Raw genomic sequence first — 25,777 nt, 5'->3', positions numbered from 1 at the left:
CCGGTGATCAGGTCCGCGGGAGGCCCGGCGGAGCGCTCCGCGGGTCTGGCGGTGCGCTGCTCGGCCGGCTTCATCTCCGGCGTCCCGACGGGCGCGGGCTTCCCCTCGGACTGCCCGGCGACCTTTGCCGCGGACTGTCCGGTGACCTTCCCTGACCCGGCCGCCGGGCTGGATCCGCCGGAGGGCTCCACCGGGAACGGCAGCCGCCGGGTGTCCTCACCGGACGGATCGTCCGCGCCCCGGGCGGGCCGGGCGGCATCGGATGCGGACCGGTCGCCCGGGCCGGCGGCCGCCGGGCGCTCCGGGCGGCGGAAGGCCTCGAACGGCGACTTCGCCTCGGGCAGCACCAGCGGCTTGAACATCGGGATGCCGGCCGCCTCGCCGCCACCCGTCACCGGCGAGTCCCCGCCGGAGGAGGTGCCGTTGCCGGGCCGGACGCCGGCGGCCGGCGCCTTTCCGGCGCGGGCGGTGGGCTCGGTGCCCGGGTCGTCGTCCAGCGGCGCGGCGGGCTTTCCCACGGCCCGGGCCGCCATGGGCGTCCCTTCCGCGGCCTTGGCATCCGGCCCGGACGCCTTCCCCTGCCCGCCTGGCACGGGCCGGGTCTCCTCGGCCTTCGCGTCCCGCTGTCGCCCGGACGGCGACCCGGCACCGGCGCCCTTCCCGGTGTCTTCAGCGTCTGCGGCGTCCTTCCCGAGGGCGGCGTCCTTCCCGGCTGCCCCGGCACCCTTCGCGGCGGCCTCGGGACTCTTCCCGGCCCCGGTGCCCGGTCCGGCGGCGCCGGCACCCTTGCCCGCGGCGCCGGCCGCGGACGCGCCACCGGTGACGGTGGCCGCGGCGGCCGATCCCGGCCGAGCAGCGGCGGCGGGCCCGCCGGGCGGCATGGCCCGGGCGGCCGGGGAGGTGCCGCCTGGCTCGCGGGCCTCGGCGGCCAGGGCGGTGCCGGAGGTCTTCGCGCCGCCGGCGTCCGGGCCGGGTGCGGCGTCGGAGCCGGCGGGCCGGTCCTCGCCGGCACCGGCCGGCCGCGTGGCCGACGGGGGGCGGCCGGTGCCGGACGGCGGCACGGCGCCCGCGGGTTCGGCCGGGTCGGCGCGGTGGCCGTCGGGCAGGCAGGTGGTGCAGGCGGAGAAGCCCTCGTCCCGGGCCTCCTCGCAGGTGAGCTCCTCGGTGCCGCGCCCGGCGAGCTGGCGGCAGCCCGGCAGGTGGAACCGCCGGCGTCCCGGGATCACCAGCACCAGCGTGTCAGGGGAGAGCGCGGAGCCCGCCCCCGCGCCGGCCGGGACCCGGACGGGCGACGGCGGCGGAAAGCCGCGGGACGCGGCGTGCGCGGTGGGGTGCGGCCCGGCGGCGGGGTGCGCGAAGGGCGAGGAGGGCCCGCGCGGCGCCAGGCCCGGGGAGGCCGTCGCCATCCCGGGCGGGCCGGCCACACCACCCGCGACACCGGCACCCGCCGGCGACATGGGCGGCGGGCTCGCCGCCACGGTGCCACCGGAGGGGAACAGCTCGTGACGTCGCAGCAGCGCACCGATGATCAGGAAGGTCGCGGACAGCACGCTGACCACGATCGACCACACGACCAGAACGGCGGTCCCGGTCACCACGCCGACGACCAGCAGGCCGAAGGCGATGACGACCAGGACGGCGCTGAGGTAGATCACGGAGTCTCCCAGTCACGGGTCGGGGGAACCTGACCCGTTACCTTAACGCCGATCGGTGTGCGGGCCGTCAACTCCCTGGAACGCGCCGGAGTGCTGCGCGGACTCGCCACCGAAGGGGTTGCCCTGGCCGGGGCCCATCTGCTGCTGCCCGCCGGGGGCGACGGCGTGCGACATGGCGGGGGCGCCGCCCATCTGGCCGCCACCCATCTGGCCGCCGCCCATCTGGCCGCCGACGACCGGGAAGCCGCCGCTGCCCTCGGCCGCCACGTTCAGTTCGGCGAGCTGGTTCTCCAGGTACAGCTTGAGGCGGCTGCGGTACTCGCGCTCGAAGCTGCGCAGCTCGTCGACCTTGCGCTCCAGCTCGTCGCGGGTCTGCACGAGCGACCCCATCGCCTGGCGGTGCCGCTCCTGGGCGTCCCGCTCCAGCGTCTCGGCGCGGGCGCGCGCGTCACCGATGATCTGCTCGGCCTGGCGGCGGGCCTTGCCGAGGATCTCGTCGGCCTCGCGGCGGGCGCGGGTCACCGTCTCGTCCGCCTCCCGGCGGGCGTCGGCGATCGCCTGGTCGGCGGTCTGCTGCGCCAGCGCGAGCACCCGGGCCGCGGTGTCCATGTTGTCCTCGGCCGGGGCCATCCCCATGACCGGCACGGGCTCGGGCCGGATCGGCTCGGGCGCCTTCATCGGCTCCGGCTGCGGCGGCATCATCATCTCGGGTTTGGGCTCGGCCACCGGAGCCGGCGCCATGCCCATGCCCATGCCGACCCCGCTCGAGGCCTTCCCGCCCCGCAGGCAGTCCGACAGCTTCGCCCGAAGCTCCTCGTTCTCCTGGATGAGGCGGTCGAGCTCGGCCTCCACCTCGTCCAGGAAGGCGTCAACCTCTTCCTCGTCGTACCCCGGTCGCAGCCGGGTGGTACTGAACTGCTTGTTCCGCACATCAGCGGGCGTCAGCGGCATTTCGGTCTCCTTGGCGCGCTCGGAGTCTGTCCGGAGGACGGTACTCGAATCAGAACCGAAGCGCGGACACGACTCTGATCATGAGAAAGACCACAATGAACAACAGGGTGAAGCTTAGGTCAAAGGCCACCGTACCCAACCGGAGGGGCGGAATGAAACGGCGGAGGAACTTGAGAGGAGGGTCGGTCACCGTGTAGATGGCCTCCGCCAGCACGAGCACGACACCTCGGGGATGCCACGACCGTGCGAACGCCTGCACCGTCTCGAAGATCATTCTGCCGATCAGCAGGATCAGAAAGATCGTCAGGGCGCCGACCACGATCTCCTTAACGATCTCCACGGTTGCGCCCAGCCTCCGTCCCGATCCGCCGCGGTCGCTCTGGATGGGCCGTGTCCGGCCGTTCTGTGTTCATGATGGAACTCTAGCTCTGGTTGAAGAACCCGCGTTCCGCGATTCGGGCCTTGTCCTCGGCGGTCACCTCGACATTGGCTGGGGACAACAGGAACACCTTGTTCGTAACACGTTCGATGCTCCCGTGGAGGCCAAAGACCAGACCTGCCGCGAAATCGACAAGACGCTTGGCGTCGCTGTCGACCATTTCCGTCAAGTTCATGATGACGGGAGTGCCCTCCCGGAAGTGCTCGCCGATCGTGCGCGCCTCGTTGTACGTGCGGGGGTGCAGCGTGGTGATCCGCGCCAGATCCGTCGTGCGGCGCTCGATGACCGGTGCGCCGGACCGCGGCGCCGGGACGGGCGTGTCGCCCTCCTCCGAGGTCTCTTGGGGCGTTCCAAGGCCCCTGTCCTCCCCGTGCCGCCGGTCGGTGTAGTCGTCGGGGTAGTCGTCATCGTCGGGGTAGGTGCCATAATCCGGGTAGCGGTCGTCCTCCACGAGACCGAGGTAGACCGCCATCTTGCGCATCGCGCCGGCCATCGCTACGTCGTCCTCCTGCTCATGGTCGCCGCACCCAAGGGCATCCAAGGCACCGCTGTCGACCTCTGCTCGGATCTATGGACATCAAGGTCCACTCGGGGGGACATTACCTGACGAAGGGCGTCCGGCGGCCGAGCAACGCCGTACCGACCCGCACGTGTGTCGCGCCGTGCGCGATGGCCTGATCCAGATCCTGGCTCATGCCGGCCGAGATGGCCGTCGCCCCCGGATGCGCGGCGCGCACCGCGCGCGACACCGACCGCAGTTCGGCGAACGCCGGGCCGGGATCGGCGCCGAGCGGGGCCACGGCCATGACACCGCCCAGCACCAGCCCTTCGGTGGCGGCGATCATGTCGGCCAGCGCGGGCGCCCCGGCCGGGCCGACGCCGCCACGGGCCGGCTCACCGTCCAGGGCCACCTGGATCAGGCAGGTGATCCGCCGGCCGGCCCGGACGGCCTCGCGGCCGAGCGCCTCGACCAGGCGGGGCCGGTCCACCGAGTGGACGACATCGGCGTAGCCGGCCACCGATCGTGCCTTGTTGGTCTGCAACTGGCCGACGAAATGCCAGGTCAGCGGCAGGTCAGCGCACTCGTGGGCCTTGTCCGCGGCCTCCTGGTCGCGGTTCTCTCCGATGTGGCGCACGCCGAGCCCGGCCAGCACGCGCACGTCGGAGGCGGGATAGGTCTTGGTGACCGCGATCAGGGTCACCTCGTCGCGGGAGCGTCCGGCCACCGCGCAGGCGGCCGCGATCCGGTGCTCCACCTCGGCGAGAGCGGTCGCGATCGCCTCGCGGCGGGCGGTGCCGGCGTCGTTCACGTGGGGGTACGGGCCCTTCGGGGGTCGGTCGTGGCCGGCCGGTCACGCCGGCCGGCCGCTCACTTCAGGAAGTCCGGTACGTCCAGCTCCTCCTCCGGCTCCTCGAACACGACCGGACGGCGCCGGACGGGCTCGGAGACCCGGGAGGTGATGGGCGTGGGCGGCTCGGGAGCCGGCCGCGGGACGCTGACCTGGCCCTGGGCGGGCTCGGCCGGCGGCGGCACGGCGGCCGGCTCGCGCCCGAAGGCCCCGGCCGGCGCGGGCGACGGCTCGGCCGCCGCCACCGGCTCCGCGGCGGGGACCGGCGGCACCGGGCGGACCGGGGTGGCACGCTGCTCGGCGCGCGGCTGCTCGGGCTTGGGCGCCGGGAACGCCGGCGCGGCGGACACCGGGGCGGCGGGCGTCGCCGGGCGGGCGGGCGGGGCCGGGATACCGGACGCGGCGCCGGACGCGGCGGCCGGGGCGTTCCCCGGCCCGGCCGGCCGGGCCGGCTGCTGGGCCGGCTGCTGGGCGCGGCCGGCCGGCTGCGCCTGACCGGCCGGCTTGTCGGGCACCAGGTCGTCGAAGCCGGCCGCGATCACCGTGACGCGCACCTCGTCACCGAGGGCGTCGTCGATGACCGTGCCGAAGATGATGTTGGCGTCCAGCGCCGCCGCGTTCGAGACCAGCTGGGCGGCCTCGTTGATCTCGAACAGGCCGAGATCGGAGCCGCCGGCGATGGACAGCAGCACGCCGTGCGCGCCGTCGATGCTGGCCTCCAGCAGCGGGCTGGACACCGCCATCTCGGCCGCGGCCACCGACCGGTCGTCGCCGCGAGCGTGGCCGATGCCCATCAGCGCGGAGCCCGCGCCGGACATGACCGACTTCACGTCGGCGAAGTCCAGGTTGATGAGGCCGGGCGTGGTGATCAGATCGGTGATGCCCTGGACGCCCGACAGCAGGACCTGGTCGGCCGCCTTGAAGGCGTCCAGCACGCTGACCTGGCGGTCGGAGATCGACAGCAGCCGGTCGTTGGGGATCACGATGAGGGTGTCGACCTCGTCGCGCAGCGTCTCGATGCCGGCCTCGGCCTGCATCGCGCGGCGCCGGCCCTCGAAGCTGAACGGGCGGGTCACCACGCCGATGGTGAGCGCGCCGAGGGACCGGGCGATGTTCGCCACCACCGGCGCGCCGCCGGTACCGGTGCCGCCGCCCTCGCCCGCGGTGACGAACACCATGTCGGCGCCCTTGAGGACCTCCTCGATCTCCTCGCGGTGGTCCTCGGCCGCCTTGCGGCCGACCTCGGGGTTGGCGCCCGCGCCGAGGCCCCGGGTGAGCTCGCGGCCCACGTCCAGCTTGACGTCGGCGTCACTCATCAGCAGCGCCTGGGCGTCGGTGTTGATGGCGATGAACTCGACGCCCTTGAGTCCCTCCTCGATCATCCGGTTCACGGCGTTCACTCCGCCGCCGCCGATGCCGACGACCTTGATGACCGCGAGGTAGTTCTGCGGTGCTGCCACGACGAGGGGCCTTTCCGCTCGTTTACTTGCATTACGTGAAGCCCGTATCGGGCCTTAGCGTCCGACTAACTCTCACCCTCAAGTTGAGATTTAGAGTTATGTCAACCTGAGGAATGATACGGACAGTAGGGTTGCCCATCCCCCAGGGTCAACTCACCGCGCCGCACGGCCGCCCGGCGTGTCGCCGCGTGTCCCTTTCGCTCCGGTGGCGTGGCCGGCCGCGTCACCGCACCGCCGCGGCACCCGGCGCGCTGACGTCGATGGTGCGTCCCGGGCCGCCGAGCAGCACCGATGCCACCCGCGCCTTGGTGCGGGTCCGCTCGGCTCCGCCCCACAAGATCGTACGGCCGTCGTGCAGGTTCAGCGTGACATCACGCGCCGACACGGCGTGGACGACCGACACCAGCCGGATCAGGCCGGGGGGCAGCTCCGCGGCCACCGCGAGCGCGGCCCCGGTCGCCGGATCCCCGGCGGCGAACCGGGCGACCCGCACGGTGGGCAGCCCGGGCGGCGGCGGGTCGCGCAGCTCGATCACCACGCCGTCCCGGTCGACCACCGCCGACCGGCCGCCCTGGCCGACCAGCGCGACCGCCCGCCGCTCCACCACCCGTACCCGCAGCGTGCCCGGCCAGTCGCGCTCGACCCGGGCCGAGCGCACCCTGGGCAGCGCGGCGATCCGGCGCCGCACCGTCGCCAGGTCCACGGTCGCCAGCGGCTGCCCGGCCCGCACCGCCGCCGCCCGCCGGATCTCCGCGTCGGCCAGCACCGCGTTCCCCGTGACGGCGACGTCGCGGACGCCGAGCACCGGGGAGTAGAAGACCAGCCACCCGGCGGCGCCCACCACCCCGCAGGACAGCAGGACGGCGAGGACCGTGCGCCAGGCCGTCGGGCTCACCGGGCGGCGAGCTCCGCGACGATGTGCGGGCCGAGTTCGGTGACGTCACCGGCCCCCATGGTGAGCACCACGTCGCCCGGCCGGGCCCGCGCCGCGACCAGCGCGGGAACCGCGCCGCGGTCGGGGACGTAGGCGACCCGGCCGTCTGGCAGCGGGACCTTGCCCGCCACCAGCGCGCCGGAGACCCCCGGTTCGGGATCCTCCCGGGCGCCGTACACGTCCAGCACGATGGCCTCGTCGGCCAGCGCGAGCGCGGCGCCGAACTCGTCGGCGAAGAAGCGGGTGCGCGAGTACAGGTGGGGCTGGAACACCGCGATGACCCGGCCGGCCGGCCCGGAGAACGAGGCCACCACGTCCCGGGCCGCGCGCAGGTCGGCGGCCAGCTCGGTCGGATGGTGGGCGTAGCTGTCGAAGACGGCCACCCCGGCCGCCTCGCCCTTGGCCTCGAAGCGGCGCTTGGCGCCGGTGAAGGCGGCCAGCCCTTCGCGGAACTCGCCGAACGGCACGCCGAGCTCGTCGGCCACCGCCAGCGCGGCCGCGGCGTTGAGCGCGTTGTGCCGGCCGGGCACCGAAAGGCGCACCGGACCGCGGCCCTCGACGGTGAACGCGACGCCGAACCCGTCGGGCGCGATGCCGGTGACCCGAAGGTCGGCGCCCGCGGTCTCGCCGTAGGTGCGGACCGAAAGGCCCCGGTCGCGGGCGATCGGCGCCAGCACCATCGAGCCGGGGTCGTCGGCACACAGCACCAGCGTCGAGCCGACGCGCTCCACGAACCGGGCGAAGCTGTCGTACACCGCCTGCGGGTCGCCGTAGTTGTCCAGGTGGTCGGCCTCCACGTTGGTCACCACGGCGATCCGCGGCGCCAGCATGAGGAACGAGCCGTCGCTCTCGTCGGCCTCGGCCACGAACACCTCGCCCGCGCCCTCGTCGGCGCCCAGCCCGGTGGTGACCAGCTGCCCGCCCACGCAGTAGGAGGGGTCGCGCCCGCATTTCTGCAGGGCCACGGTGAGCATGGAGGTGGTGGTGGTCTTGCCGTGCGTGCCGGCCACCGCGATACCGGCCCGCCCGACCATGACGGCGGCCAGCGCCGCGGCCCGGGGGATCACCCGCAGCCCCTGGCGCAGCGCCTCGCCGAGCTCGGGGTTGGAGTCGCGGATGGCGGTCGACACCACCACGGTGTCGACACCCTTGATGTGCGAGGCGGCGTGGCCGACGTGCACGGTGGCGCCGAGGTCGCGCAGCTCGCCGACCATCTGGGAGCTGCGCGCGTCGCTGCCGGACACGGTGACACCGCGCTTGAGCAGGATGCGGGCGATGCCCGACATACCGGACCCGCCGATGCCGATGAAGTGGACGCGGCCGAGCTCGGCCGCGGCCACCGGCTCGATCAGCCTGACCAGGCTCATCGGCGGCCTCCCGCGGCGGCGATCTCCGCGACCTTGCGCGCCAGCACCGCGTCGGCGTCCTTGCGGCCGATCCGGGAGGCCGCCTCGGACATGGCGACGACCCGCTCGGGGTCGAGCAGCACCGGCAGTACCGTCTGGACGATCCACTCGGCGGTCAGGTCGGCGTTGTCCACCAGGATGCCGCCGCCCGCCTCGACGATGGGCGCGGCGTTGAGCCGCTGCTCGCCGTTGCCGTGCGGCAGCGGGACGTAGGCGGCGGGCAGCCCGACGGCGGTGAGTTCGGCGCAGGTCATCGCACCGGCCCGGCAGAGCACGAAGTCGGCGGCGGCGTAGGCGAGGTCCATCCGGTCGACGTAGGGCAGCACGACGTACTGCGGGTCGCCGGGCGGCGGCTCGGAGGCCACGGTGTTCTTCGGGCCGACCACGTGCAGCACCTGGACCCCGGCCCGGCGCAGCACCGGCGCCGAGGCGAGCGCCGCCTCGTTGATCGCCTGGGCGCCCTGCGATCCGCCGAACACCAGCAGCGTGGGCCGGTCGTTCTCCAGGCCGAAGTAGGAGCGCGCCTTGTCGCCGGTGGACAGCCGGTCCAGCGCCACGATCTCGCCGCGCAGCGGGATGCCGACGTACTCGGCGTGCGGCAGCGCGGTGTCGGGATGCCCGGTGAACACGTGCTCGGTGAGCCGGGCGCCGAGGCGGTTGGCCAGGCCGGGCCGCGGGTTGGCCTCGTGCACCACGATGGGCACGCCGCGGCGCCGGGCGCCCAGGTAGGCCGGGGTGGCGACGTAGCCGCCGAAGCCGACGAGCACGTCGGCCGCCACCCGGTCCATGATGCCGGCGGCCGAGTTGATCGCGCCGGCCAGCCGGCCGGGCACCGTGAGCAGCTGGGGCGTGATGGATCGCGGCAGCGGCACCGCGGGCACCATGGCCAGCTCGTAGCCGCGGGCCGGCACCAGGCGCGTCTCCAGGCCGCGCTCGGTGCCGAGGCAGGTGATCCCGATGCCGGGGTCCAGCTTGCGCAGCGCGTCGGCCAGCGCCAGTGCGGGTTCGATGTGGCCGGCCGTTCCGCCGCCGGCGAGGACCACCCTCATGTCGGTCCTTTCACTCCACGTGCCTCGTTGTCGGTCGGTCGGGGCCGGCCGGTACGGCGATCGCCCGCCGCCCGGCGACCCAGGCCCAGCCAGCTTAGAGCCCGCGCGACCGGTCCGGGGCCACGGGCGGCCAGCGCGGCCGCCGCACCGGGCTCGCGTTTGGCGAACGACAGCAGCATGCCCAGCGCCGCGAGGGTGGGCAACAGCGCCGAACCGCCGTAGGAGACCAGGGGAAGCGGGATGCCGGTGATGGGCAGCGCGCCGATCACCGCGCCGATGTTGATGATCGCCTGGCCGACGATCCACGCCACCGCGGCCGCCGAGGCCAGCCGGACGAACGGGTCGCGCACCCGGGCCGCCACCCGCAGCCCGGCGTACCCGAGCAGGGCGAACAGGGCGACCACCACCAGGGTGCCCATCAGGCCGAGCTCCTCGCCGATGATGGAGAAGATGAAGTCGCTCTCGGCGTGCGGCACCCGGCCCCATTTCTGCCGCCCGCTGCCCAGGCCTAGGCCGAACCAGCCGCCCGAGCCCATGGCGATCTGCCCCATGGCGGCCTGGTAGCCCGAGCCCTGGGCGTTGCCCCACACGTCCAGCCAGCCGGTGATGCGGGCCGACCGGTAGCCCTCGACGCTGATCATGATGGTGGTGGCCAGCGCCGCGACCGAGAGAATGGCGGCGAACAGCCGTACCGGCGCGCCGACCACCCACAACAGGGCCAGGAAGATCAGCATGAGCACCAGGGTGGTGCCGAGGTCGCTGCCGATCATCACCATGAGGGCGAGCAGCACCGTGCCGGGCAGCAGCGGGATCAGCAGCTGCCGCCACTCGATCAGCCCGCCGCGGGCCTTGCGGGCCAGCAGGTCGGCCCCCCACAGCACCAGGCTGAGCTTGGCCGGCTCGGAGGGCTGGATGGTGAGCCCGCCGATGTAGATCCACCGCTGGGCGCCCAGCTCGGCATTGCCGATGAAGATCACCATGATCAGGCCGAAGATCGACAAGATCAGGAGCGGGGTGCCGGCCAGCCGGAAGAACCGCTGCGGCAGCCGCGAGCAGGCCCACATCAGCGGAAGACCGATGGCCACCGACAGCGACTGCTTGATGAACCAGGTGAACGGGCTTTTCTTGAGCTGCAGCGCCTCGATGCTGGAGGCCGACAGCACCATCATCAGCCCGAGTGCCAGCAGCAGCAGGCTGCAACCCAGCAGCAGGTGGTAGGACGTGAGCGGGCGGTTCAGCAGCTCGCCGAGGGCCGCCAGCCGGTCGCGCCGCGCCGGCCCGCCGGCGGGCGCCTCGGCCGCCGGGGCGCTCACGAGGTGCCGGCGGCGGCCAGCCGGCGGACGGCTCCGGCGAAGGCGTCCCCGCGGGCGCCGTACCCGGCGAACATGTCGAGCGACGCCCCGGCGGGGGCGAGGAGCACGGTGTCGCCCGGCGAGGCCAGGCGGGCGGCTTCGGTGACGACGCGGTCCATGACCCCAGTCTCTTGCCCCTCGACCTCCACCACCGGAACATTCGCCGCGTGTCGCGCCAGAGCCTGGCGAATTCGGGCCCGGTCCGCGCCCAGCAGCACCGCGCCGCGCAGCCGCCCGGCCGCCGCCCGGACCACCTCCTCCACGTCGGCGCCCTTGAGCTGCCCGCCGGCCACCCACACGACGGAGTGGTAGGCGGCGAGCGAGGCGGCGGCGGCGTGCGGATTGGTGGCCTTTGAGTCGTCCACGTAGTCGACGCCGCCGACCCGGGCGACGTGCGCGATGCGGTGCGGGTCGGGCACGTGGTCGCGCAGCCCTTGCCTGACCGCCGCGGCCGGGACGCCGTGCGCGCGGGCCAGCGCGGCGGCGGCCAGGGCGTTGGCCACGTTGTGCGGCGCGAGCGGGCGCACGTCGTCCAGGGTGGCGAGCTCCTCGGCCCCGCCGCGGGGGTCGGCGACGAAGGCCCGGTCGACCAGCAGGTCCTCCACCAGGCCGAGCATGCCGGCCGCCGGGACGCCCAGGGTGAAGGCGGCGGTGCGGGCCGGGCCGGCCGCGTAGGGGGCGGCCAGCCGGGCCGACCAGGCGTCGTCGGCGTTGTGCACCACGACCCCGGCGCGTTCGAAGACGCGGCCCTTGGCCCGGGCGTACTCCTCCATCGACCCGTGCCAGTCCAGGTGGTCGGCGGCCACGTTGAGCACCGCCGCGGCCGCCGGGGCCAAGGTGGCCGACCAGTGCAGCTGGAAGCTGGACAGCTCGACCGCCAGCACGTCGTGCGGCTCGGCGACCGCCGTGACGATCGGGGTGCCGACGTTGCCCACCGCGACGGCCGACAGGCCGGCCGCGCGCAGCATCGAGGTCAGCATGCGCACCGCGGTGGTCTTGCCGTTGGTGCCGGTCAGCGCGAGCCAGGGGGCGGCGCCCGGCGGGCGCATCCGCCAGGCCAGCTCGACCTCGCCGATCACCTCGACGCCGCGGGCGGCGGCCTCGGCGGGCAGCGGGTGGTCCGGCCGCCAGCCGGGCGAGGTGACCACCAGGGCGGCGCCGGCCGGCAGCCCGGTGCCGAAGGCGACCCGCACGCCGGCCGCGGCGAGCTCGGCCGCGGCGGCCCGCTGCGACTCGCCGTCGCGGGCCTCCACGACGACCACGGACCGGCCGGCGGCGGCCAGGGCCCGGGCGGCGGCCACCCCGGAGACGCCCAGGCCGGCCACGCAGATGACGCCGTCGGGGATGCCGGTGCTCACGGCTTCGGCATCCACTCGACGTAGAACAGGCCGAGGCCGGCCGCGGCGCACAGCGCGGCGATCAGCCAGAAGCGGACCACGATGGTGGTCTCGGCCCAGCCCTTCAGCTCGAAGTGGTGCTGCAGCGGCGCCATCCGGAAGACCCGCCTTCGGGTCATCTTGAAAAAGCCCACCTGGATGATCACCGAGGCGGTGATGATGACGCACAGCCCGGCCAGGATGAACAGCAGGAATTGGGTGCGTGTGGTGATGGCCAGGCCGGCCAGCACGCCGCCGAGCGCCAGCGACCCGGTGTCGCCCATGAAGATCTTGGCGGGCGGGGCGTTCCACCACAGGAAGCCGACCAGCGCGCCGAGGACGGCCGCGGCGACGACCGCCAGGTCCAGCGGGTCGCGCACCCAGTAGCAGCCGGGGCCGAGCTGGTTGATGCAGCTGTTGCGCAGCTGCCAGTTGCCGATCAGGACGTAGGCGGCCAGCACCACGCCGGTGGCGCCGCTGGCCAGCCCGTCCAGGCCGTCGGTGAGGTTCACCGCGTTGGAGAAGCCGACGATGAGGATCAGCACCCAGACGGCGAACAGCACGATGCCCAGCGGGGGGCCGAAGTCGCGCAGGAACGACAGCCGCGCCTCGGCCGGGGTGAGCGCGTAGGCGTTCTCGAATCGGACCACCAGCACCGCGAAGATGGCGCCGACGACGAGCTGGCCGAGCGCCTTGGCGCCGCTGCGCAGGCCGAGGCTGCGCTGCTTGTAGATCTTGATGAAGTCGTCCAGGAAGCCGACGGTGCCGAGGCCGGTCATCAGGAACAGCACCAGCAGGGCCGAGGCGGTGGGCGGGGTGAGCGTGGCCAGGTGCGAGCAGGCGAAGCCGATCAGCGCGGCGATCACGATGACGGTGCCGCCCATGGTGGGCGTGCCGCGCTTCTCGTGGTGGCCGGACGGGCCCTCCTCGCGGATGTTCTGGCCGTAGCCGCGCCGGCTGAACAGCCGGATCGCCAGCGGGGTGCCGAGCATGGACAGCACCAGCCCCACCGCCGCGGCGACGAGGATGTTCCTCATCGGGCGTCACCGCCGAGCAGGGCCTCGGCGACCCGTTCCAGGCCGGCGGCGCGCGGGCCCTTGACCAGCACCACGTCGCCGGGGCGCAGCACGGCGGCCAGCCCGGCCGCGGCGCCGGCCGGGTCGGGCACGTGGGTGAGCGGGGCGTCCTTGCCGCCCCGGGCCATCGGGACGGCGTCCTCGCCGCCGACCACCCACAGGCCGGTCAGCCCGGCGCGGGCGGCCGCCCGGCCCGCCTCCTCGTTCAGCGTGTCGGCCTCCTCGCCGAGCTCCAGCATGGGGGCGATGACGGCGAACCGCCGCCGGTCCCGGCCGATCGCGCCGAGCGCGTCGAAAGCCGCCCACATCGAGTCGGGGCTGGCGTTGTAGGCGTCGTTGATCACGGTGACGCCGTCGGCGCGGTCGGTGACCTCCATCCGCCAGCGGCTGCGCGGCTCGGCCGCCGACAGCTCCTCGGCGATGGTGGCCACCGGGATGCCCAGCTCGTAGGCGGCCGCCGCGGCGGCCAGCGCGTTCGGCACCAGATGCGCCCCGTGCAGCCTCAGCCGCACCCCGGCCCGCCCGGACGGGGTGACCAGGGTGAAGACCGGCCGGCCGCGCTCGTCGAGCCGCTCGTCCACGGCCCGCACCCGGGCCCGCTCCGACCGCCCGAACCAGCAGACCCGGGCCGCGGTGCGCCCGGCCATCGCCGCCACCAGCGGGTCGTCGGCGTTGAGCACCGCGGCGCCGTCGGCGGGCAGGGCCTCGACCAGCTCGCCCTTGGCCTTGGCGATCTGCTCCCGGCCGCCGAAGACGCCGAGATGGGCGGTACCGACGTTGAGCACGACGCCCACGCGCGGCGGGGCGATGCGGGCCAGGTGGGCGATGTGGCCCTCCTCGCGCGCGCTCAGCTCCAGCACCAGAAAGCGGGTGCCGGAGTCGGCCCGCAGCACGGTGAGGGGGTGGCCGATCTCGTTGTTGAAGTTGCCCGCCGGGGCGACGGTGGCCCCGGCCCGGGAGGTGAGGCCGGCCAGCAGGTCCTTGGTGGTGGTCTTGCCCGCCGAGCCGGTCACCCCGATCACGGTCGTGCCGGGCAGCATGGCCACCGAGGCGGCGGCCAGGTCGGCGAGCGCGGTCACCACGTCCGCCACGACGACGCACGGCACGTCCACCGGCCGGCTCGCGAGCACGGCCACCGCGCCGTCCCCGCTCGCCCGCCCGGCGAAGTCGTGCCCGTCGACACGCGCGCCCCTGATCGCCACGAACAGCGATCCGGGCTCGACGGCCCGTGAGTCGATCACGACGGGCCCGCGGACCACGGCCCGCGGATCGGCCCCGCCCGCCAGGGCACCCGAGGTGATCTCGGCGATCCTTGCCAGCGGCAACGGGATCATGCGTTATCCCTACTCTCCATACATGCGGTTCGTGCGGGGGCGAGGCCCGGCACCGCCGCGCGCGGGGCGCGCGCCCGGGCGCGGGCCACGGCCGCGGCGCGCCGGCCGGTCACGTCCGCCCACGGCGGCCGATCGCCTCGGCGACGACCTTCCTGTCGTCGAACGGCAGCACCTCGCCGTCGACGTACTGGCCCTGCTCGTGTCCTTTACCTGCCACCACGACCACGTCGCCGGGCGCCGCGCGCCCGACGGCCAGATCGATCGCCGCGGCCCGGTCGGGCTCAATGATCACATGGGCGCGCAGGTGCGCGGGCACGCGCAGCACGCCCTCCAGCATGGCCGCCAGGATGCCCAGCGGGTCCTCGGTGCGCGGGTTGTCGCTGGTGAGGATCGCCACGTCGGCCAGCCGGGCCGCGGCCTCGCCCATCAGCGGGCGCTTGCCGCGGTCCCGGTCGCCGCCGCAGCCGAGCACGACGACCAGGTCACCCGAGGTGACCTCGCGCAGCGCCTTCAGCACCGACTCGACCGCGCCCGGCTTGTGCGAGTAGTCGACGATGGCCTGGAAGCCCTGGGCGCCGGGGACCCGTTCCATCCGGCCGGGAACCCCGCTCACGCCGCCCACGCCGTGCACGGCGCTCTGCAGCGGCACGCCAGCCTCCACCAGGGCGACGATCGCGCCCAGGCTGTTGGCGACGTTGAACGGCCCCGGCAGGCCCACCGACACGTCGGCCTCCACCCCGCCCGGGCCGATCACCCGGAAGGTGCTGCCGTCGGCGCCGAGCCGCACGTCGCCGGCCCGCCAGTCGGCCTCCGGCGTGCCGGAGGCGGAGAACGTGGTGATCGGCACCTTGGCCAGGCCGGCCAGCTCGCGCCCGTGGTCGTCGTCGATGTTGACGACGCCGACGCGGCACATCTCCGGGGTGAACAGCCGGGCCTTGGCCGCGAAGTAGTCGTCGAGATCGCGGTGGAAGTCCAGGTGGTCCTGCGACAGGTTGGTGAACAGCGCCACGTCGTAGAACAGCGCGCCGACCCGGCCGAGGGCCAGCGCGTGGCTGGAGACCTCCATGGCCGCGGCGGTGACGCCCCGCTCGCGCATGAGCGCGAACAGCCCGTGCAGGTCGGTGGCCTCCGGGGTGGTCAGCGCGGCGGGAAACGCCTCCTCGCCGATCCGGATCTCCACCCCGCCGACCAGCCCGGTGCGGTGCCCGGCGGCCCGCAGGCCGCCCTCCAGCAGGAACGAGGTGGTCGACTTGCCGCTGGTGCCGGTCACGCCGAGCAGCAGGATGTCGTCGGCGGGCCGGCCGTACACCCAGGCGGCGACCTCGCCGAGGACGGCGCGCGGGTCGGGGACCACCAGCACGGGCACGCCGGTCGCGACGGCGGCGGCCCGGCCGGCCGGGTCGGTGAGGATCGCGACCGCGCCGGCGGTGACCGCGGCGGCGGCGAACCCGGCACCGTGGACGGTGGAGCCGGGCAGGGCCACGTAGAGATCTCCCCGGCGCACCCGCCGGGAGTCGATCGTGATGCCGGTGATGGCGGCCAGCGGGGCCCGGGGGCCGGCCGCGGGCGCGCCGAGCATGGCCGACAGGCCCGAAAGCGGGCGGACCTGGCCGGCCTCGGGACGGATTGACGACGGGGGACGCACGGGCGAGAGCGTACCTTCCTCGGTCACCCGTCGGTGCTCAAGCGCACCGGAGGAGCGGTCGTCCCGGTCGACGGGATCTTACGGGTCTTCAGCGCGAACGACATGACTTCCTTGAAAACTGGCGCGGCGATCTCGCCGCCGAAGTGCCCCTTCTCGGGCGCCTGCACGACGGCCAGAACGACCAGCCGGGGCGCGTCGGCGGGAGCGAACCCCACAAACGTAGCGGTATAACCGCAATACCCTCGGCAGTTCTGGTCGTATCGCTGCGCGGTGCCGGTTTTACCCGCCACCCGGTATCCCTTGATGGCGGCCAGGGCGCCGGTGCTGCCCTCGGCGGCCACCGCCGCCTCCAGCATCCGGGTGATGTCCTTGGCGGTGCGGGCGCTGACCACCCGGGTGCGCCGCCCCGGATCGGCCGGGACGAACCGGCGCTCGCCGTCCACGGTACCGGCCACCAGCCGGGGTGTGACCCGCACGCCCGCGTTGGCGATCGTCTGGTAGACGCTCGCCATCTGCAGCGCGGTCACCGACACGCCCTGCCCGAAGGCGATCGTGCACCGCTGGCTGCCCGACCAGGTCTCCGGCCGGGGCAGCAGCCCGGCCTCCTCGCCGTAGAAACCACCGCCGGTGCGCGCGCCGAAGCCGAACCCGCGCAGCATCTCGTACAGCGACCGGTCGTCCACCTTGTCGGCCGCCATCAGCGTGCCCACGTTGCTCGACTCGGCGATGATCCCGGTGAACGTCAGCCGCTCGGGCGGGTGCGGGTGGGCGTCGTTGAGCACCCGGTCGGCGCACTGGTAGGTGTCCTTGACCTCGAACACCGTCTCCGGCCGCACCACGCCCTTCTCCAGCGCGGCGGCGGCCGTGATGACCTTGTTGGTGCTGCCCGGCTCGAAGATCTCCGACACCGCGCGGTTGCCCAGGGCGGAGGCGGGGGCGCGCTCCCAGTGGCCGAGGTCCACCTCCGGGGCGTTGGCCATGGCGACCACCTGGGCCGACTGCACGTCCATCACGATGACGGCACCGCTGCGGGCGCCGGACTTCTCGACCTGGCGGGCGATCGCCCGCTGGGCGGCCCACTGGACGTCACGGTCGATGGTCAGCCGCACGCCCTGACCGGCCACCGGTTCGCGGCGGGTGCTGCGGGTCATCGGGATCCGCTCGCCGGTGCCGCCGATCTCGACGGTCTGCTTGCCGTCCTTGCCGGACAGCAGCCGGTCGTAGCTCTGCTCCACCCCGCTGGCGCCGGCGCCGTCGTCGCGCACGAAGCCGATCAGGCTGCCGGCGAGGTCGCCGCCGGGATAGAGCCGCTGGTAGTGCGGCGTGGCGGCCAGGCCGGCGATCCGCAGCCGGAGGATGCTCTTGGCGGTGCCGAGATCGACGTTCCTGGCCAGCCGCGTGTAGCGGGTGCCGGTCTGGCCGAGCTTGGCGAGGATCTGGTCCTTGGGCAGCCCGAGCTTGGCCGCCAGGGCCGCCGCGGCCCGGTCACGGTCGGCCGGCTTGATCTTGGTCGGGTCGGCGGAGATCTCCCGGGCCTCCACCGTGACGGCGAGCTCGTGGCCGGCCAGGTCGGTGATGGAACCGCGCCGGGCCGGCAGGGTCTCCTCGCGCACGCGCAGGAGCTCGGCCTTGGCCTGGAACACCTTGGAGTCCAGGCCCTGCAGCTGCACCAGCCGTCCGGCGAACAGCGACAGCACGACGGCCATCCCCATCAGCCCGATGTTGATGCGCCGCCCCGGGTTGCCCAGGCGTAGCGGCGGCATGGGGCGCGGGGCCCAGGAACGGGACCGGGGGCCGCGGGGCGGCCCCTCGCCGCCACCAGGAGCGCCGGGACGCCGGCGCGGGCCGCCGGCACCGGCCACGACGCGGCGCGGGCCGCCCGCGGGGCCGGGCCGCGGCGCGAAGCCGGGCCGGGAGGCTCCGGCCGTGCGGGGTGGCGGCGTGCCACCCTCGGCGCGGCCGGACGCGCCGGACCGCGCCGCCGGATCGGATCGCGCGGCCGGATCGGGCCGGGCCGGGCGGGCCGGGCCGTCGGCCGGCTCGCCCGGCCCGGCCGGGCGGCCGGAGCCGCGGCCGGCCGGGTCGGGACGGCCGCCGGGCGTCCGCCGCGGGCCGCCGGGCCCGCCGCGACCGCCACCGGGACCGCCGCGACCGGGCCGGGGCGGCCGGCCGCCGCCGTCTCTCACTGGCGCGCGCCCTCCGCCGCGGCCTCGGGAGCACCGGTGGCGGCGCCGGCGCGGCCGGCGCCGTCGAGGTCCAGCACCCGGGGCTCGCCGTCGTCCGGCCGCAGTCCCTGCTGCCGGGCCCGCTCGTCGAGCCGGCCGGGCTGCGACTCGAACAGTAGCTTCTTGCGCATGTCCTGGGCCTGCTGGTGCAGCTCGTTGGTGCTGTCGCGCAGATCCTTCACCCGGAAGGAGTCCTGGGCGAGCATCAGGTTGAGCAGCAGCAGCGTGACCAGCCCGCCGCACATGAGGCCGACGACCAGCAGCACGAACGGGGTACGCGTCGCAGCGGGGCGCCGGCCGGCGGGCCGGGTGCGCGAGGCGCGCTCCGGCCGGGCGCCGGGCACCGCGACCCGCCGCGGCCGGCGGGCCGGCGCGGGGCGCCGGGCGGGCCGGACCGGGGCGCGCGGCGCGGCGGCCTCCCGGACCGGCCGCTCCTGAAGCAGGGTGGCCGTCCGGCCGGTGTCCCGCGTCGTCTCCTTGTCGTTCCTCATTCCCGTTCCCGGATCCTCTCTGCCGCCCGCAATCTGGCCGAGGCCGCGCGCGGGTTGCGCGCGAGCTCGTCCTCGTCCGGGAGCTCCGCTCCTCTAGTCAGCAGGCGGAACCACGGCCGGTGGGCCGGCAGCGGGACGGGCAGCCCGGGCGGGCTGGTGTCCCTGGTTCGCGCCACCAGGACCTGCTTGGCGAGCCGGTCCTCCAGTGAGTGATAAGAGAGCACGACCACGCGCCCCCCGACGGCCAGAGCGTCGAGAGCCGCGGGGAGCGCCCGTTCGAGGGCGATCAACTCCCCATTAACCTCGATGCGTAACGCTTGGAACGTTCTTTTCGCCGGATTTCCACCGGTACGTCGGGTAGCCGCGGGGATCGCCGCCCGGACGATCTCCGCGAGCCGCTTGGTCGTGGTGATCGGGACGGCCGCCCGCTCCCGGACCAGGGACCTGGCGACCCGGGCGGCGAACCGCTCCTCGCCGTAGTCCCGCAGGATGCGGGTGAGCTCGCCCTCGGAGTAGGAGTTGACCACCGACTCGGCGGTCAGCTCCTGGCCGGGGTCCATCCGCATGTCCAGCGGCGCGTCGTAGGAGTAGGCGAACCCCCGGGCCGCCTCGTCCAGCTGGGGAGAGGAGACGCCGAGGTCGAACAGCGCGCCGTGCACCTCATCGACGCCCAGGCGCGCCAGCACCTCGGGAAGCTCGTCGGAGACCGCGCGCACCAGCGTCGCCCGCCGCGCGTACGGCGCCAGCCGGCCGGTGGAGCGCTCGATGGCGGCCGGGTCGCGGTCGATGCCGATCAGGCGCAGCCCCGGGTGCGCGGCCAGCAGCGCCTCGGCGTGGCCGCCCAGGCCCAGGTTGGCGTCCACGCACACCGCGCCCGGCGCGGCGAGCGCCGGCCCGAGGATCTCCAGCACGCGGTCCAGCATCACCGGCACGTGCCCGCCCGGTCCGTCTCGTTCTTCGGCATGCATGATCCAACCCCCTTTCGCCGCCATGGCCGTGCCCTGGAGAACCCCGTGGTCCGTGGCATCGGCCCGCTCGCGGATGCGCGGCTTTCGTCCCCGCCGGCCGGGCACTCCCCCACCCGGGAACGGCTCGTCCGGCCAGGTCCCCATCCGCGTCCCCGCCGCGCGTCCCGCCACCTGACACCGGGGAAGGTGCATCAGCTGCCGGGCCGCGCCCATGGTGACCGGAACCTTCCCGGCCCCCGGGAGCGGGTGGAGACCTCGCCGAACGACGTTCTCACCGACGAGTCGATCGTTTTCTCAAAGAACTCCGGGCAGCACCTCCTCCGACAGATCGGAGAAGGACTGCTCCTGCTCGGCCAGGTAGGTGTCCCAGGCCGGCGCGTCCCAGATCTCCAGCCGGGTGTTGGCCCCGATGACCACACAGTCGCGGCGGAGACCGGCGTACTCGCGCAGACCCTGCGGGATGGTGACCCGCCCCTGCTTGTCGGGCGTCTCGTCTGAGGCACTGGCGAAGAAGACGCGACTGTAATCGCGGACGGCCTTGGCTGTCACCGGCGCGGTGCGCAGCGCCTCGGTGATGCGCCTGAACTCCTCCACGGGAAAGACGTAGAGGCAGCGCTCCTGGCCCTTGGTGATCACAAGACCCTCCGCCAGCTCCTCACGGTACTTCGCCGGCAGGAACAGTCGTCCTTTCTCGTCAAGACGCGGGTGATGGGTGCCGAGGAACACCGGCGCCACCTCCCGTGCCGAGTGGAACAACCGGCGCTATCGCCCCAGCTCCTCCACTGCGCACCACCATACTCCACTTCTCTCCACCGTCAACTGATTCAAACGGTCAACGATCGCGATTTCGCCGACGTTTACCCAGGTCAACGCGGTGGAGCGAAGTGGAGCGGCCGGACGCGGCGCACCCGGGTCCGGGCGTGTCGGACGGCCCGGGGCCGCGGCCGCGGGTCCGATGTGCACGGCGCCATCGAGGCCGTGGTAATACGCGCGCACGCGCGTGGAGGAAAGTGGTGCGCGGCCGGGCCCGCCGGGTGTCACGTTTTCCGGACGGTTACCGGACACAACCCGGATGACCGGGATGAACACTGAGCTCTTGCCGGTGAAATGTGATGGAACGTCCCCCGAGTTCCCGGCGCGTCGTAGGGTCGGACACAGAATGAACAACGAAAAACACAGCCTCCGGCGGAGCGAGCCCCGGCGGCGGCACCCCCATGGAGGGCCGGTGGCAGTAACCCCCGACGTCGGACCGGAGCTCACGGAGCTGGTCACCACCGCGCACCGGATCCGCGAGGCCATCGAATCGGTGATCGAAGGCAAGGGCGACGTCGTCCGCCTCACGCTGACGGTCCTGCTGGCGGAGGGCCACCTCCTCATCGAGGACGTCCCGGGCGTCGGCAAGACCATGCTCGCCAAGGCCCTGGCGCGCTCCATCGACTGCCCGGTGCGCCGCGTGCAGTTCACCCCCGACCTGCTGCCGAGCGACATCACCGGGGTCAGCGCCTTCAACCAGCAGACCCGCGAGTTCGAGTTCAAACCCGGCCCGGTCTTCGCCAACATCGTCGTCGGCGACGAGATCAACCGCGCGTCGCCCAAGACCCAGTCGGCGCTGCTGGAGTGCATGGAGGAGCACCAGGTCACCGTGGACGGCGCCACCCACCCGCTGGAGGCGCCGTTCATGGTCATCGCGACGCAGAACCCGATCGAGATGGAGGGCACCTACCCGCTGCCCGAGGCCCAGCGCGACCGCTTCACCGCCCGCATCGCCATGGGCTACCCCGAGCCGGCCGCCGAGCTGGAGATGCTGGACGTGCACGGCGCCGCCTCGCCGCTGGACAAGCTCCAGCCGGTCGCCACCACCGCCGAGGTACGGGCGCTGATCGAGGCGGTGCGCGCCGTCTACGTCTCCCAGCCGATCAAGAAGTACGCGATCGACCTGGTCACCGCGACCCGCCGCTCCCCCGACGTGCGGCTCGGCGCCTCTCCGCGCGCCACCCTGCACCTGGTCCGGGCGGCGCGGGCGCACGCGGCCCTGGACGGTCGTGACTACGTCATCCCCGACGACCTGCAGGCCCTGGCGGTCCCGGTGCTGGCCCACCGCCTGCTACCGAGCCTGGAGGCTCAGGGGCAGCGCCGCCGGCCCGACCAGGTGCTGGAGGAGATCGTCCGCCGCGTCCGGGTGCCGGAGGGCCGGGAGAAGGCGAGCGGCGGGGCGGGACCGGCCCGGTGATCGGCGGCCTGCGGGCGCTGACCTCACGCGGCCGCTCCTTCCTCGCCTCCGGCGTCGCCGCCCTGCTGTGCGCGCTGGCCCTCGGCGAGCACGACCTGCTGCGGGTGGGCGTGCTGGTGCTGACGCTGCCGCTGCTCGCCGCCCTGGTCGTCGCCCGGACCCGATACCGCCTGGGCTGCGCCCGCCGGCTGGACCCCGTCCGGGTCGAGACCGGCAACGACAGCACGGTCACCGTGCGACTGGAGAACGTCACCCGGCTGCCCACCGGACTGCTGCTGGTCGAGGACACCGTGCCCTACGCGGTCGGCACCCGCCCGCGGTTCGTGCTGGACCGGGTGGAGGCCCAGGGTGTCCGGGAGATCGACTACAAGGTACGCTCGGACCTGCGCGGCCGGTTCCCCATCGGACCGCTCTCGGTGCGCATCGCCGACCCGTTCGGCCTGGTGGAGCTCACCCGGGCGTTCACCGCCACCGACACGCTGACCGTCATCCCCGAGGTGGTGCCGCTGCCGCGGGTCCGGCTGTCCGGCGAGTGGACCGGCGGCGGGGACAGCCGCTCCACCAGCGTCGCGGTGGCCGGCGAGGACGACATCGGGCCGCGCGAGTACCGCCAGGGTGACGACCTGCGCCGGGTGCACTGGCGCTCCACCGCGCGCTACGGCGAGCTGATGGTGCGCCGCGAGGAGCAGCAGTGGCAGAGCCGCGGGGCACTGCTGCTGGACACCCGCCGGCACGCCCACCGCGGCGAGGGTCCCCGCTCGTCGTTCGAGGTCGCGGTGTCGGCGGCCGCCTCGATCGGGGTGCAGCTGGCCCGCGACGGGCTCGGCCTGCGGCTGGTCACCGACCAGGGGGTCCATCACCTCGGCGACGGGGCCGCCGGGCACGCGCTGCTGGACGCGCTGGCGGTGGTCCGCACCAGCACCGCCCGATCGCTGGAGTCCGGCGTGACGACGCTGCGCCAGGGCGGCGGGGACGGCCTGATCGTGGCGGTCCTCGGCGAGCTGGACGCCGAGGAGGCGCGCGCGCTGGCCCGGCTGCGGCACGGCGGCGTCACCGGCGTCGCCGTCCTGCTGGACGTGCGCACCTGGCAGCAGGTCCCCGAGCACCACACCGGCACCGATGAGACGTTCCAGACCGCCCGCACGGTGCTGGCCGCCGCGGGCTGGCGGGTCGTGCGGCTGCCGGCCGGCACGTCGCTGGCGGCGGTCTGGCCGGAGGCCGCCAAGGATTCCTACGCCGGATCGCTCGGCACGGTCACGGCAGGAGGGACCGCATGAGACTCCCGATCGCGGCGGGCCTGGCCACGGCCGCGGTGTCCATCACCCTTTACCCGCTCTTCTCCGCCCTGGACTGGTTCTGGGCCGGGCTCGGCGCGATCCTGGTCGTCACCACCGTGTCCGCGCTGACCTTCCGCCGCACCGTGCCCCGGTGGGCCGGCCCGCCGCTCGCGCTGCTCGCCCTGCTGGTGTACCTGGTCGCGGTGTTCGCCGGCGACCAGGCCTGGCTGCGGTTCATCCCCAACCTGCGTGCGGCCGACGCGCTGGCGGCGCTGCTCGGCGAGGGATTCGACGCCATCCAGCGGTACGCGGCGCCGGTGCCGCCCCGCCCGGGGGTGCTGCTGCTCACCACCGCCGGCATCGGACTGATCGCACTGCTCGCCGACGTGCTGGCCGTGCGGCTGCGCCGCGCCGCGCTGGCCGGGCTGCCGCTGCTGGCGCTGTTCACCGTGCCGGCCGCCGTGCTGTCGGACCCGATCGGCTGGCCGGCGTTCATCGCCGGCGCCCTCGGCTATATCGGCCTGCTGATCGCCGACGGGCGCGAGCGCGTCGGCCAGTGGGGGCGGGCGGTGCTCGTCCGGCGTCCCCGGGCCGGCGGCACGGCCCGGGCGGACGCCGCCCCGCTGGCGCTGACCGGCAAGCGCATCGGCGTCACCGCGATCGTGCTGGCCGTCGGGCTGCCCGCCCTGCTGCCCACGCTCGCCCCCAACCCGCTGTTCGGCTTCGGGGTGGGCTCGGGCAACGGGCCGGGCGGCAACACGATCACCATTCCGAACCCGATCGCGAGCCTGCGCGGTCAGCTCACCCAGCCGGTGAACGCGGTCGTGCTGAGCTACCGCAGCGACGACAACGCCTCCCGCTACCTGCGGATGTACTCGCTGGACACCTTCGACGGCGATCAATGGACCATGTCGCAGCCCAAGGGGCGGCCGGAGAACCGCGTGTCGGCCGGCCCGCTGCCGGCGCCGCCCGGCCTGGGCCAGGGCACCCCGGTGAAGGCGTACTCCTCGGAGCTGCTGGTGAGCGAGGAAGTGGAGGGCCTGAGCTTCCTCCCCCTGCCGTACCCGGTGACCTCGGTACAGATCGAGGGTGACTGGCGGGCCGACGAGAGCACGCTGATGGTGTTCTCCACGCACGACACGGCGGGCGGCAGGCGGTACACGGTCTCCGGCCAGGAGCCCCGGCCCTCCTACGAAGAACTGCGCCAGGCGGCCGGCGCCCCCGACGAGGGCCTCGCCGAGCGCTACCTGCGCCTCCCCGGCGACCTGCCGAGGCGGATCCGCGCCCTCGCCGACCAGGCGGCCGGCGACGCCGCCACCCCCTACGAGAAGGCGGTCCGGCTGCAGCGGTGGTTCACCACCGAGGGGGGCTTCACCTACAGCCTGCGAACGCAGGGCAACGGCAACGACGCGCTGGTGGAGTTCCTGCGCAACCGGGCAGGCTACTGCGAGCAGTTCGCCGCGGCCATGGCGGTCATGGCGCGCACCCTCGGCATCCCGGCCCGGGTGGCCATCGGCTACACCGGCGGCACCGGCGTCAACGGCCTGTGGCAGGTTCGCACGCACGACCTGCACGCCTGGCCCGAGCTGTACTTCGACCAGGTCGGATGGCTGCGCTTCGAGCCGACGCCGGCCGGCGGCATCGGGCAGGCCACGGCCCAGGTGCCCGACTACAGCCAGCCACCGGCCTCCGCCACCGGCGAGGAGGAGGACGGCCGCACGACCCCGTCGGCCGGCCCCAACGATCAGGACGCCGAGGACGCGGTCGCCGCGCAGCGGGCCCCCCGCGACCCGGACGCGGTCACCGGCGGGCAGCCGGCCCTGGCCGAGGAGGGCGTGCCCGCCGGCGCCAAGATCGGCCTGGGCGCGCTGGGCGCGCTGCTGATCGCCCTCGCACCCGCGGCCTGGCGGGCGCTGACCCGCCGCCGGCGCCGGGCGGCGTGGACGCGCGGCGGTCCCGCCGGCGCCTCGGCGGCCGGCGCCGCCACCGCCGCCGGCCCGGCGCCGTCCCTGGGCCGGGCGGTGCACGGCACCTGGCGGGAACTGGCCGACACGCTGGAGGATCTCGGGCTCGGCCACGACCCCGGCGACAGCCCCCGCGCGCTGGCCCGGCGGCTGGTGGAGCGGCACGAGCTGGACGCCGAGACCTCGGCGGCGCTCACCCGGATCGCCATGGCCGAGGAACGGCTGCGGTACGCGCGCACCCCGGGGGCGATCTCCCCGCTCACCGGCGACCTGCGCCGGGTGCGCCGGGCCCTGCGGGCCACCGTCTCCCGGGGCCGGCGGCTGCGTTCGGTGCTGCTGCCGGCCTCGACGCTGCGCCGGTTGCGTCAGGCGGGCGGCCGGGTGCTCGACGGCTTCGACCGGCTGGAGATGATCCGCCTGTGGCCGTCGCGCCGGGGGGACGATGGCCGGGCCCAGGCTCCGGCCGAGACCCGGGAGCGGGTGCCCGCCGGACGGTGAACGCCGGACGGCCCGGGCCCGTCAGGGCCCGGGCCGCTCATCCGGCTCCTGCCGCCTGCCGGCGGGCACCGACCCGCCGGCACGCGGCCCGCCGGGAG

General features: G+C 74.6%; 20 protein-coding genes and 1 pseudogene. 3 read left to right on the top strand and 18 right to left on the bottom strand.

The features are described 5' to 3' along the window. The 18 genes and pseudogenes from Sru01_RS09160 to mraZ form a co-directional block, all read right to left on the bottom strand. Positions 1-1,655 (bottom strand): annotated as a pseudogene (locus Sru01_RS09160) (hypothetical protein); the annotation flags it as partial. A gap of 42 nt (positions 1,656-1,697) precedes the next feature. Beyond that, entirely contained in the window at positions 1,698-2,606 is a 909-nt protein-coding gene (locus Sru01_RS09155) for a DivIVA domain-containing protein (protein ID WP_203983464.1), read from the bottom strand. Between the two features lie 49 nt (positions 2,607-2,655). Then, complete coding sequence (locus Sru01_RS09150; RefSeq protein WP_203983463.1) at positions 2,656-2,946, bottom strand: YggT family protein; 291 nt, start codon at positions 2,944-2,946, stop codon at positions 2,656-2,658. Positions 2,947-3,028: 82 nt separating this feature from the next. Beyond that, a complete protein-coding gene (locus Sru01_RS09145) occupies positions 3,029-3,538 on the bottom strand; it encodes a cell division protein SepF (protein WP_203983462.1) in 510 nt (169 codons plus the stop codon). 106 nt (positions 3,539-3,644) lie between these two features. Further along, on the bottom strand, positions 3,645-4,355 hold the full coding sequence (locus Sru01_RS09140) for a YggS family pyridoxal phosphate-dependent enzyme (RefSeq protein ID WP_203983461.1): 711 nt from the start codon (positions 4,353-4,355) through the stop codon (positions 3,645-3,647). A 59-nt stretch (positions 4,356-4,414) separates the two neighbouring features. Continuing rightward, a complete protein-coding gene (gene ftsZ, locus Sru01_RS09135) occupies positions 4,415-5,854 on the bottom strand; it encodes a cell division protein FtsZ (RefSeq protein ID WP_203983460.1) in 1,440 nt (479 codons plus the stop codon). A gap of 223 nt (positions 5,855-6,077) precedes the next feature. Next, positions 6,078-6,749 (bottom strand): cell division protein FtsQ/DivIB, encoded by a 672-nt coding sequence (locus tag Sru01_RS09130; protein ID WP_203983459.1) that lies wholly within the window; start codon positions 6,747-6,749, stop codon positions 6,078-6,080. Then, positions 6,746-8,155, bottom strand: a complete 1,410-nt coding sequence (murC, locus tag Sru01_RS09125; RefSeq protein WP_203983458.1) for a UDP-N-acetylmuramate--L-alanine ligase — start codon at positions 8,153-8,155, stop codon at positions 6,746-6,748. Before murC ends, Sru01_RS09130 begins: the two co-directional genes overlap by 4 nt. After that, positions 8,152-9,243: an undecaprenyldiphospho-muramoylpentapeptide beta-N-acetylglucosaminyltransferase gene (murG, locus tag Sru01_RS09120; RefSeq protein WP_203983457.1), complete on the bottom strand. Its 1,092-nt coding sequence runs from the start codon at positions 9,241-9,243 to the stop codon at positions 8,152-8,154. The genes murC and murG overlap by 4 nt, the downstream gene beginning before the upstream one ends. After that, on the bottom strand, positions 9,240-10,556 hold the full coding sequence (gene ftsW, locus Sru01_RS09115; RefSeq protein ID WP_203983456.1) for a putative lipid II flippase FtsW: 1,317 nt from the start codon (positions 10,554-10,556) through the stop codon (positions 9,240-9,242). Before ftsW ends, murG begins: the two co-directional genes overlap by 4 nt. Beyond that, a complete protein-coding gene (murD, locus tag Sru01_RS09110; RefSeq protein WP_203983455.1) occupies positions 10,553-11,968 on the bottom strand; it encodes a UDP-N-acetylmuramoyl-L-alanine--D-glutamate ligase in 1,416 nt (471 codons plus the stop codon). Before murD ends, ftsW begins: the two co-directional genes overlap by 4 nt. Beyond that, positions 11,950-13,008 (bottom strand): phospho-N-acetylmuramoyl-pentapeptide-transferase, encoded by a 1,059-nt coding sequence (gene mraY / locus Sru01_RS09105; protein ID WP_203983454.1) that lies wholly within the window; start codon positions 13,006-13,008, stop codon positions 11,950-11,952. The genes murD and mraY overlap by 19 nt, the downstream gene beginning before the upstream one ends. Next, positions 13,005-14,381, bottom strand: a complete 1,377-nt coding sequence (locus Sru01_RS09100; RefSeq protein WP_203983453.1) for a UDP-N-acetylmuramoyl-tripeptide--D-alanyl-D-alanine ligase — start codon at positions 14,379-14,381, stop codon at positions 13,005-13,007. The genes mraY and Sru01_RS09100 overlap by 4 nt, the downstream gene beginning before the upstream one ends. A gap of 109 nt (positions 14,382-14,490) precedes the next feature. Further along, the gene (locus tag Sru01_RS09095) at positions 14,491-16,008 is read right to left on the bottom strand and encodes a UDP-N-acetylmuramoyl-L-alanyl-D-glutamate--2,6-diaminopimelate ligase (RefSeq protein WP_203983475.1); all 1,518 of its coding nucleotides are present in this window, start codon (positions 16,006-16,008) and stop codon (positions 14,491-14,493) included. A gap of 41 nt (positions 16,009-16,049) precedes the next feature. Next, the gene (locus Sru01_RS09090; protein ID WP_203983452.1) at positions 16,050-17,789 is read right to left on the bottom strand and encodes a peptidoglycan D,D-transpeptidase FtsI family protein; all 1,740 of its coding nucleotides are present in this window, start codon (positions 17,787-17,789) and stop codon (positions 16,050-16,052) included. Positions 17,790-18,208: 419 nt separating this feature from the next. Continuing rightward, on the bottom strand, positions 18,209-18,742 hold the full coding sequence (gene ftsL / locus Sru01_RS09085; protein ID WP_203983451.1) for a cell division protein FtsL: 534 nt from the start codon (positions 18,740-18,742) through the stop codon (positions 18,209-18,211). Then, complete coding sequence (gene rsmH, locus Sru01_RS09080) at positions 18,739-19,734, bottom strand: 16S rRNA (cytosine(1402)-N(4))-methyltransferase RsmH (protein ID WP_373869507.1); 996 nt, start codon at positions 19,732-19,734, stop codon at positions 18,739-18,741. Before rsmH ends, ftsL begins: the two co-directional genes overlap by 4 nt. A 270-nt stretch (positions 19,735-20,004) precedes the next feature. Continuing rightward, positions 20,005-20,436 (bottom strand): division/cell wall cluster transcriptional repressor MraZ, encoded by a 432-nt coding sequence (gene mraZ, locus Sru01_RS09075; protein ID WP_203983474.1) that lies wholly within the window; start codon positions 20,434-20,436, stop codon positions 20,005-20,007. 433 nt (positions 20,437-20,869) lie between these two features. Between mraZ and Sru01_RS09070 the strand changes: the two genes are divergently transcribed. Genes Sru01_RS09070 through Sru01_RS09060 form a run of 3 tightly spaced genes read left to right on the top strand, consistent with a single transcriptional unit; the run spans position 20,870 to position 25,679 of the window. After that, a complete protein-coding gene (locus Sru01_RS09070; RefSeq protein ID WP_203983449.1) occupies positions 20,870-21,940 on the top strand; it encodes an AAA family ATPase in 1,071 nt (356 codons plus the stop codon). Further along, a complete protein-coding gene (locus Sru01_RS09065) occupies positions 21,937-23,217 on the top strand; it encodes a DUF58 domain-containing protein (RefSeq protein ID WP_203983448.1) in 1,281 nt (426 codons plus the stop codon). The genes Sru01_RS09070 and Sru01_RS09065 overlap by 4 nt, the downstream gene beginning before the upstream one ends. Further along, on the top strand, positions 23,214-25,679 hold the full coding sequence (locus Sru01_RS09060) for a transglutaminase TgpA family protein (protein ID WP_203983447.1): 2,466 nt from the start codon (positions 23,214-23,216) through the stop codon (positions 25,677-25,679). Before Sru01_RS09065 ends, Sru01_RS09060 begins: the two co-directional genes overlap by 4 nt. The last annotated feature ends 98 nt before the right edge of the window (positions 25,680-25,777 follow it).

Origin of the sequence: Sphaerisporangium rufum, from assembly GCF_016863395.1 — a bacterium.
In the GTDB taxonomy this organism is placed as follows: Bacteria; Actinomycetota; Actinomycetes; order Streptosporangiales; family Streptosporangiaceae; genus Sphaerisporangium; species Sphaerisporangium rufum.
Note: the sequence above shows the minus strand (reverse complement) of the source record. Positions and strands in the feature narration are given on the sequence as shown.

Excerpts from the sequence above, each read along its gene's own strand:
- Sru01_RS09155 (WP_203983464.1), bottom strand. The coding sequence starts at position 2,606 with ATGCCGCTGACGCCCGCTGATGTGCGGAACAAGCAGTTCAGTACCACC.
- Sru01_RS09145 (WP_203983462.1), bottom strand. The coding sequence starts at position 3,538 with ATGGCCGGCGCGATGCGCAAGATGGCGGTCTACCTCGGTCTCGTGGAG.
- murC (WP_203983458.1), bottom strand. The coding sequence starts at position 8,155 with ATGAGCCTGGTCAGGCTGATCGAGCCGGTGGCCGCGGCCGAGCTCGGC.
- murG (WP_203983457.1), bottom strand. The coding sequence starts at position 9,243 with ATGAGGGTGGTCCTCGCCGGCGGCGGAACGGCCGGCCACATCGAACCC.
- mraY (WP_203983454.1), bottom strand. The coding sequence starts at position 13,008 with ATGAGGAACATCCTCGTCGCCGCGGCGGTGGGGCTGGTGCTGTCCATG.
- Sru01_RS09100 (WP_203983453.1), bottom strand. The coding sequence starts at position 14,381 with ATGATCCCGTTGCCGCTGGCAAGGATCGCCGAGATCACCTCGGGTGCC.
- Sru01_RS09090 (WP_203983452.1), bottom strand. The coding sequence starts at position 17,789 with ATGCCGCCGCTACGCCTGGGCAACCCGGGGCGGCGCATCAACATCGGG.
- ftsL (WP_203983451.1), bottom strand. The coding sequence starts at position 18,742 with ATGAGGAACGACAAGGAGACGACGCGGGACACCGGCCGGACGGCCACC.
- rsmH (WP_373869507.1), bottom strand. The coding sequence starts at position 19,734 with ATGGCGGCGAAAGGGGGTTGGATCATGCATGCCGAAGAACGAGACGGA.
- Sru01_RS09070 (WP_203983449.1), top strand. The coding sequence starts at position 20,870 with ATGAACAACGAAAAACACAGCCTCCGGCGGAGCGAGCCCCGGCGGCGG.
- Sru01_RS09060 (WP_203983447.1), top strand. The coding sequence starts at position 23,214 with ATGAGACTCCCGATCGCGGCGGGCCTGGCCACGGCCGCGGTGTCCATC.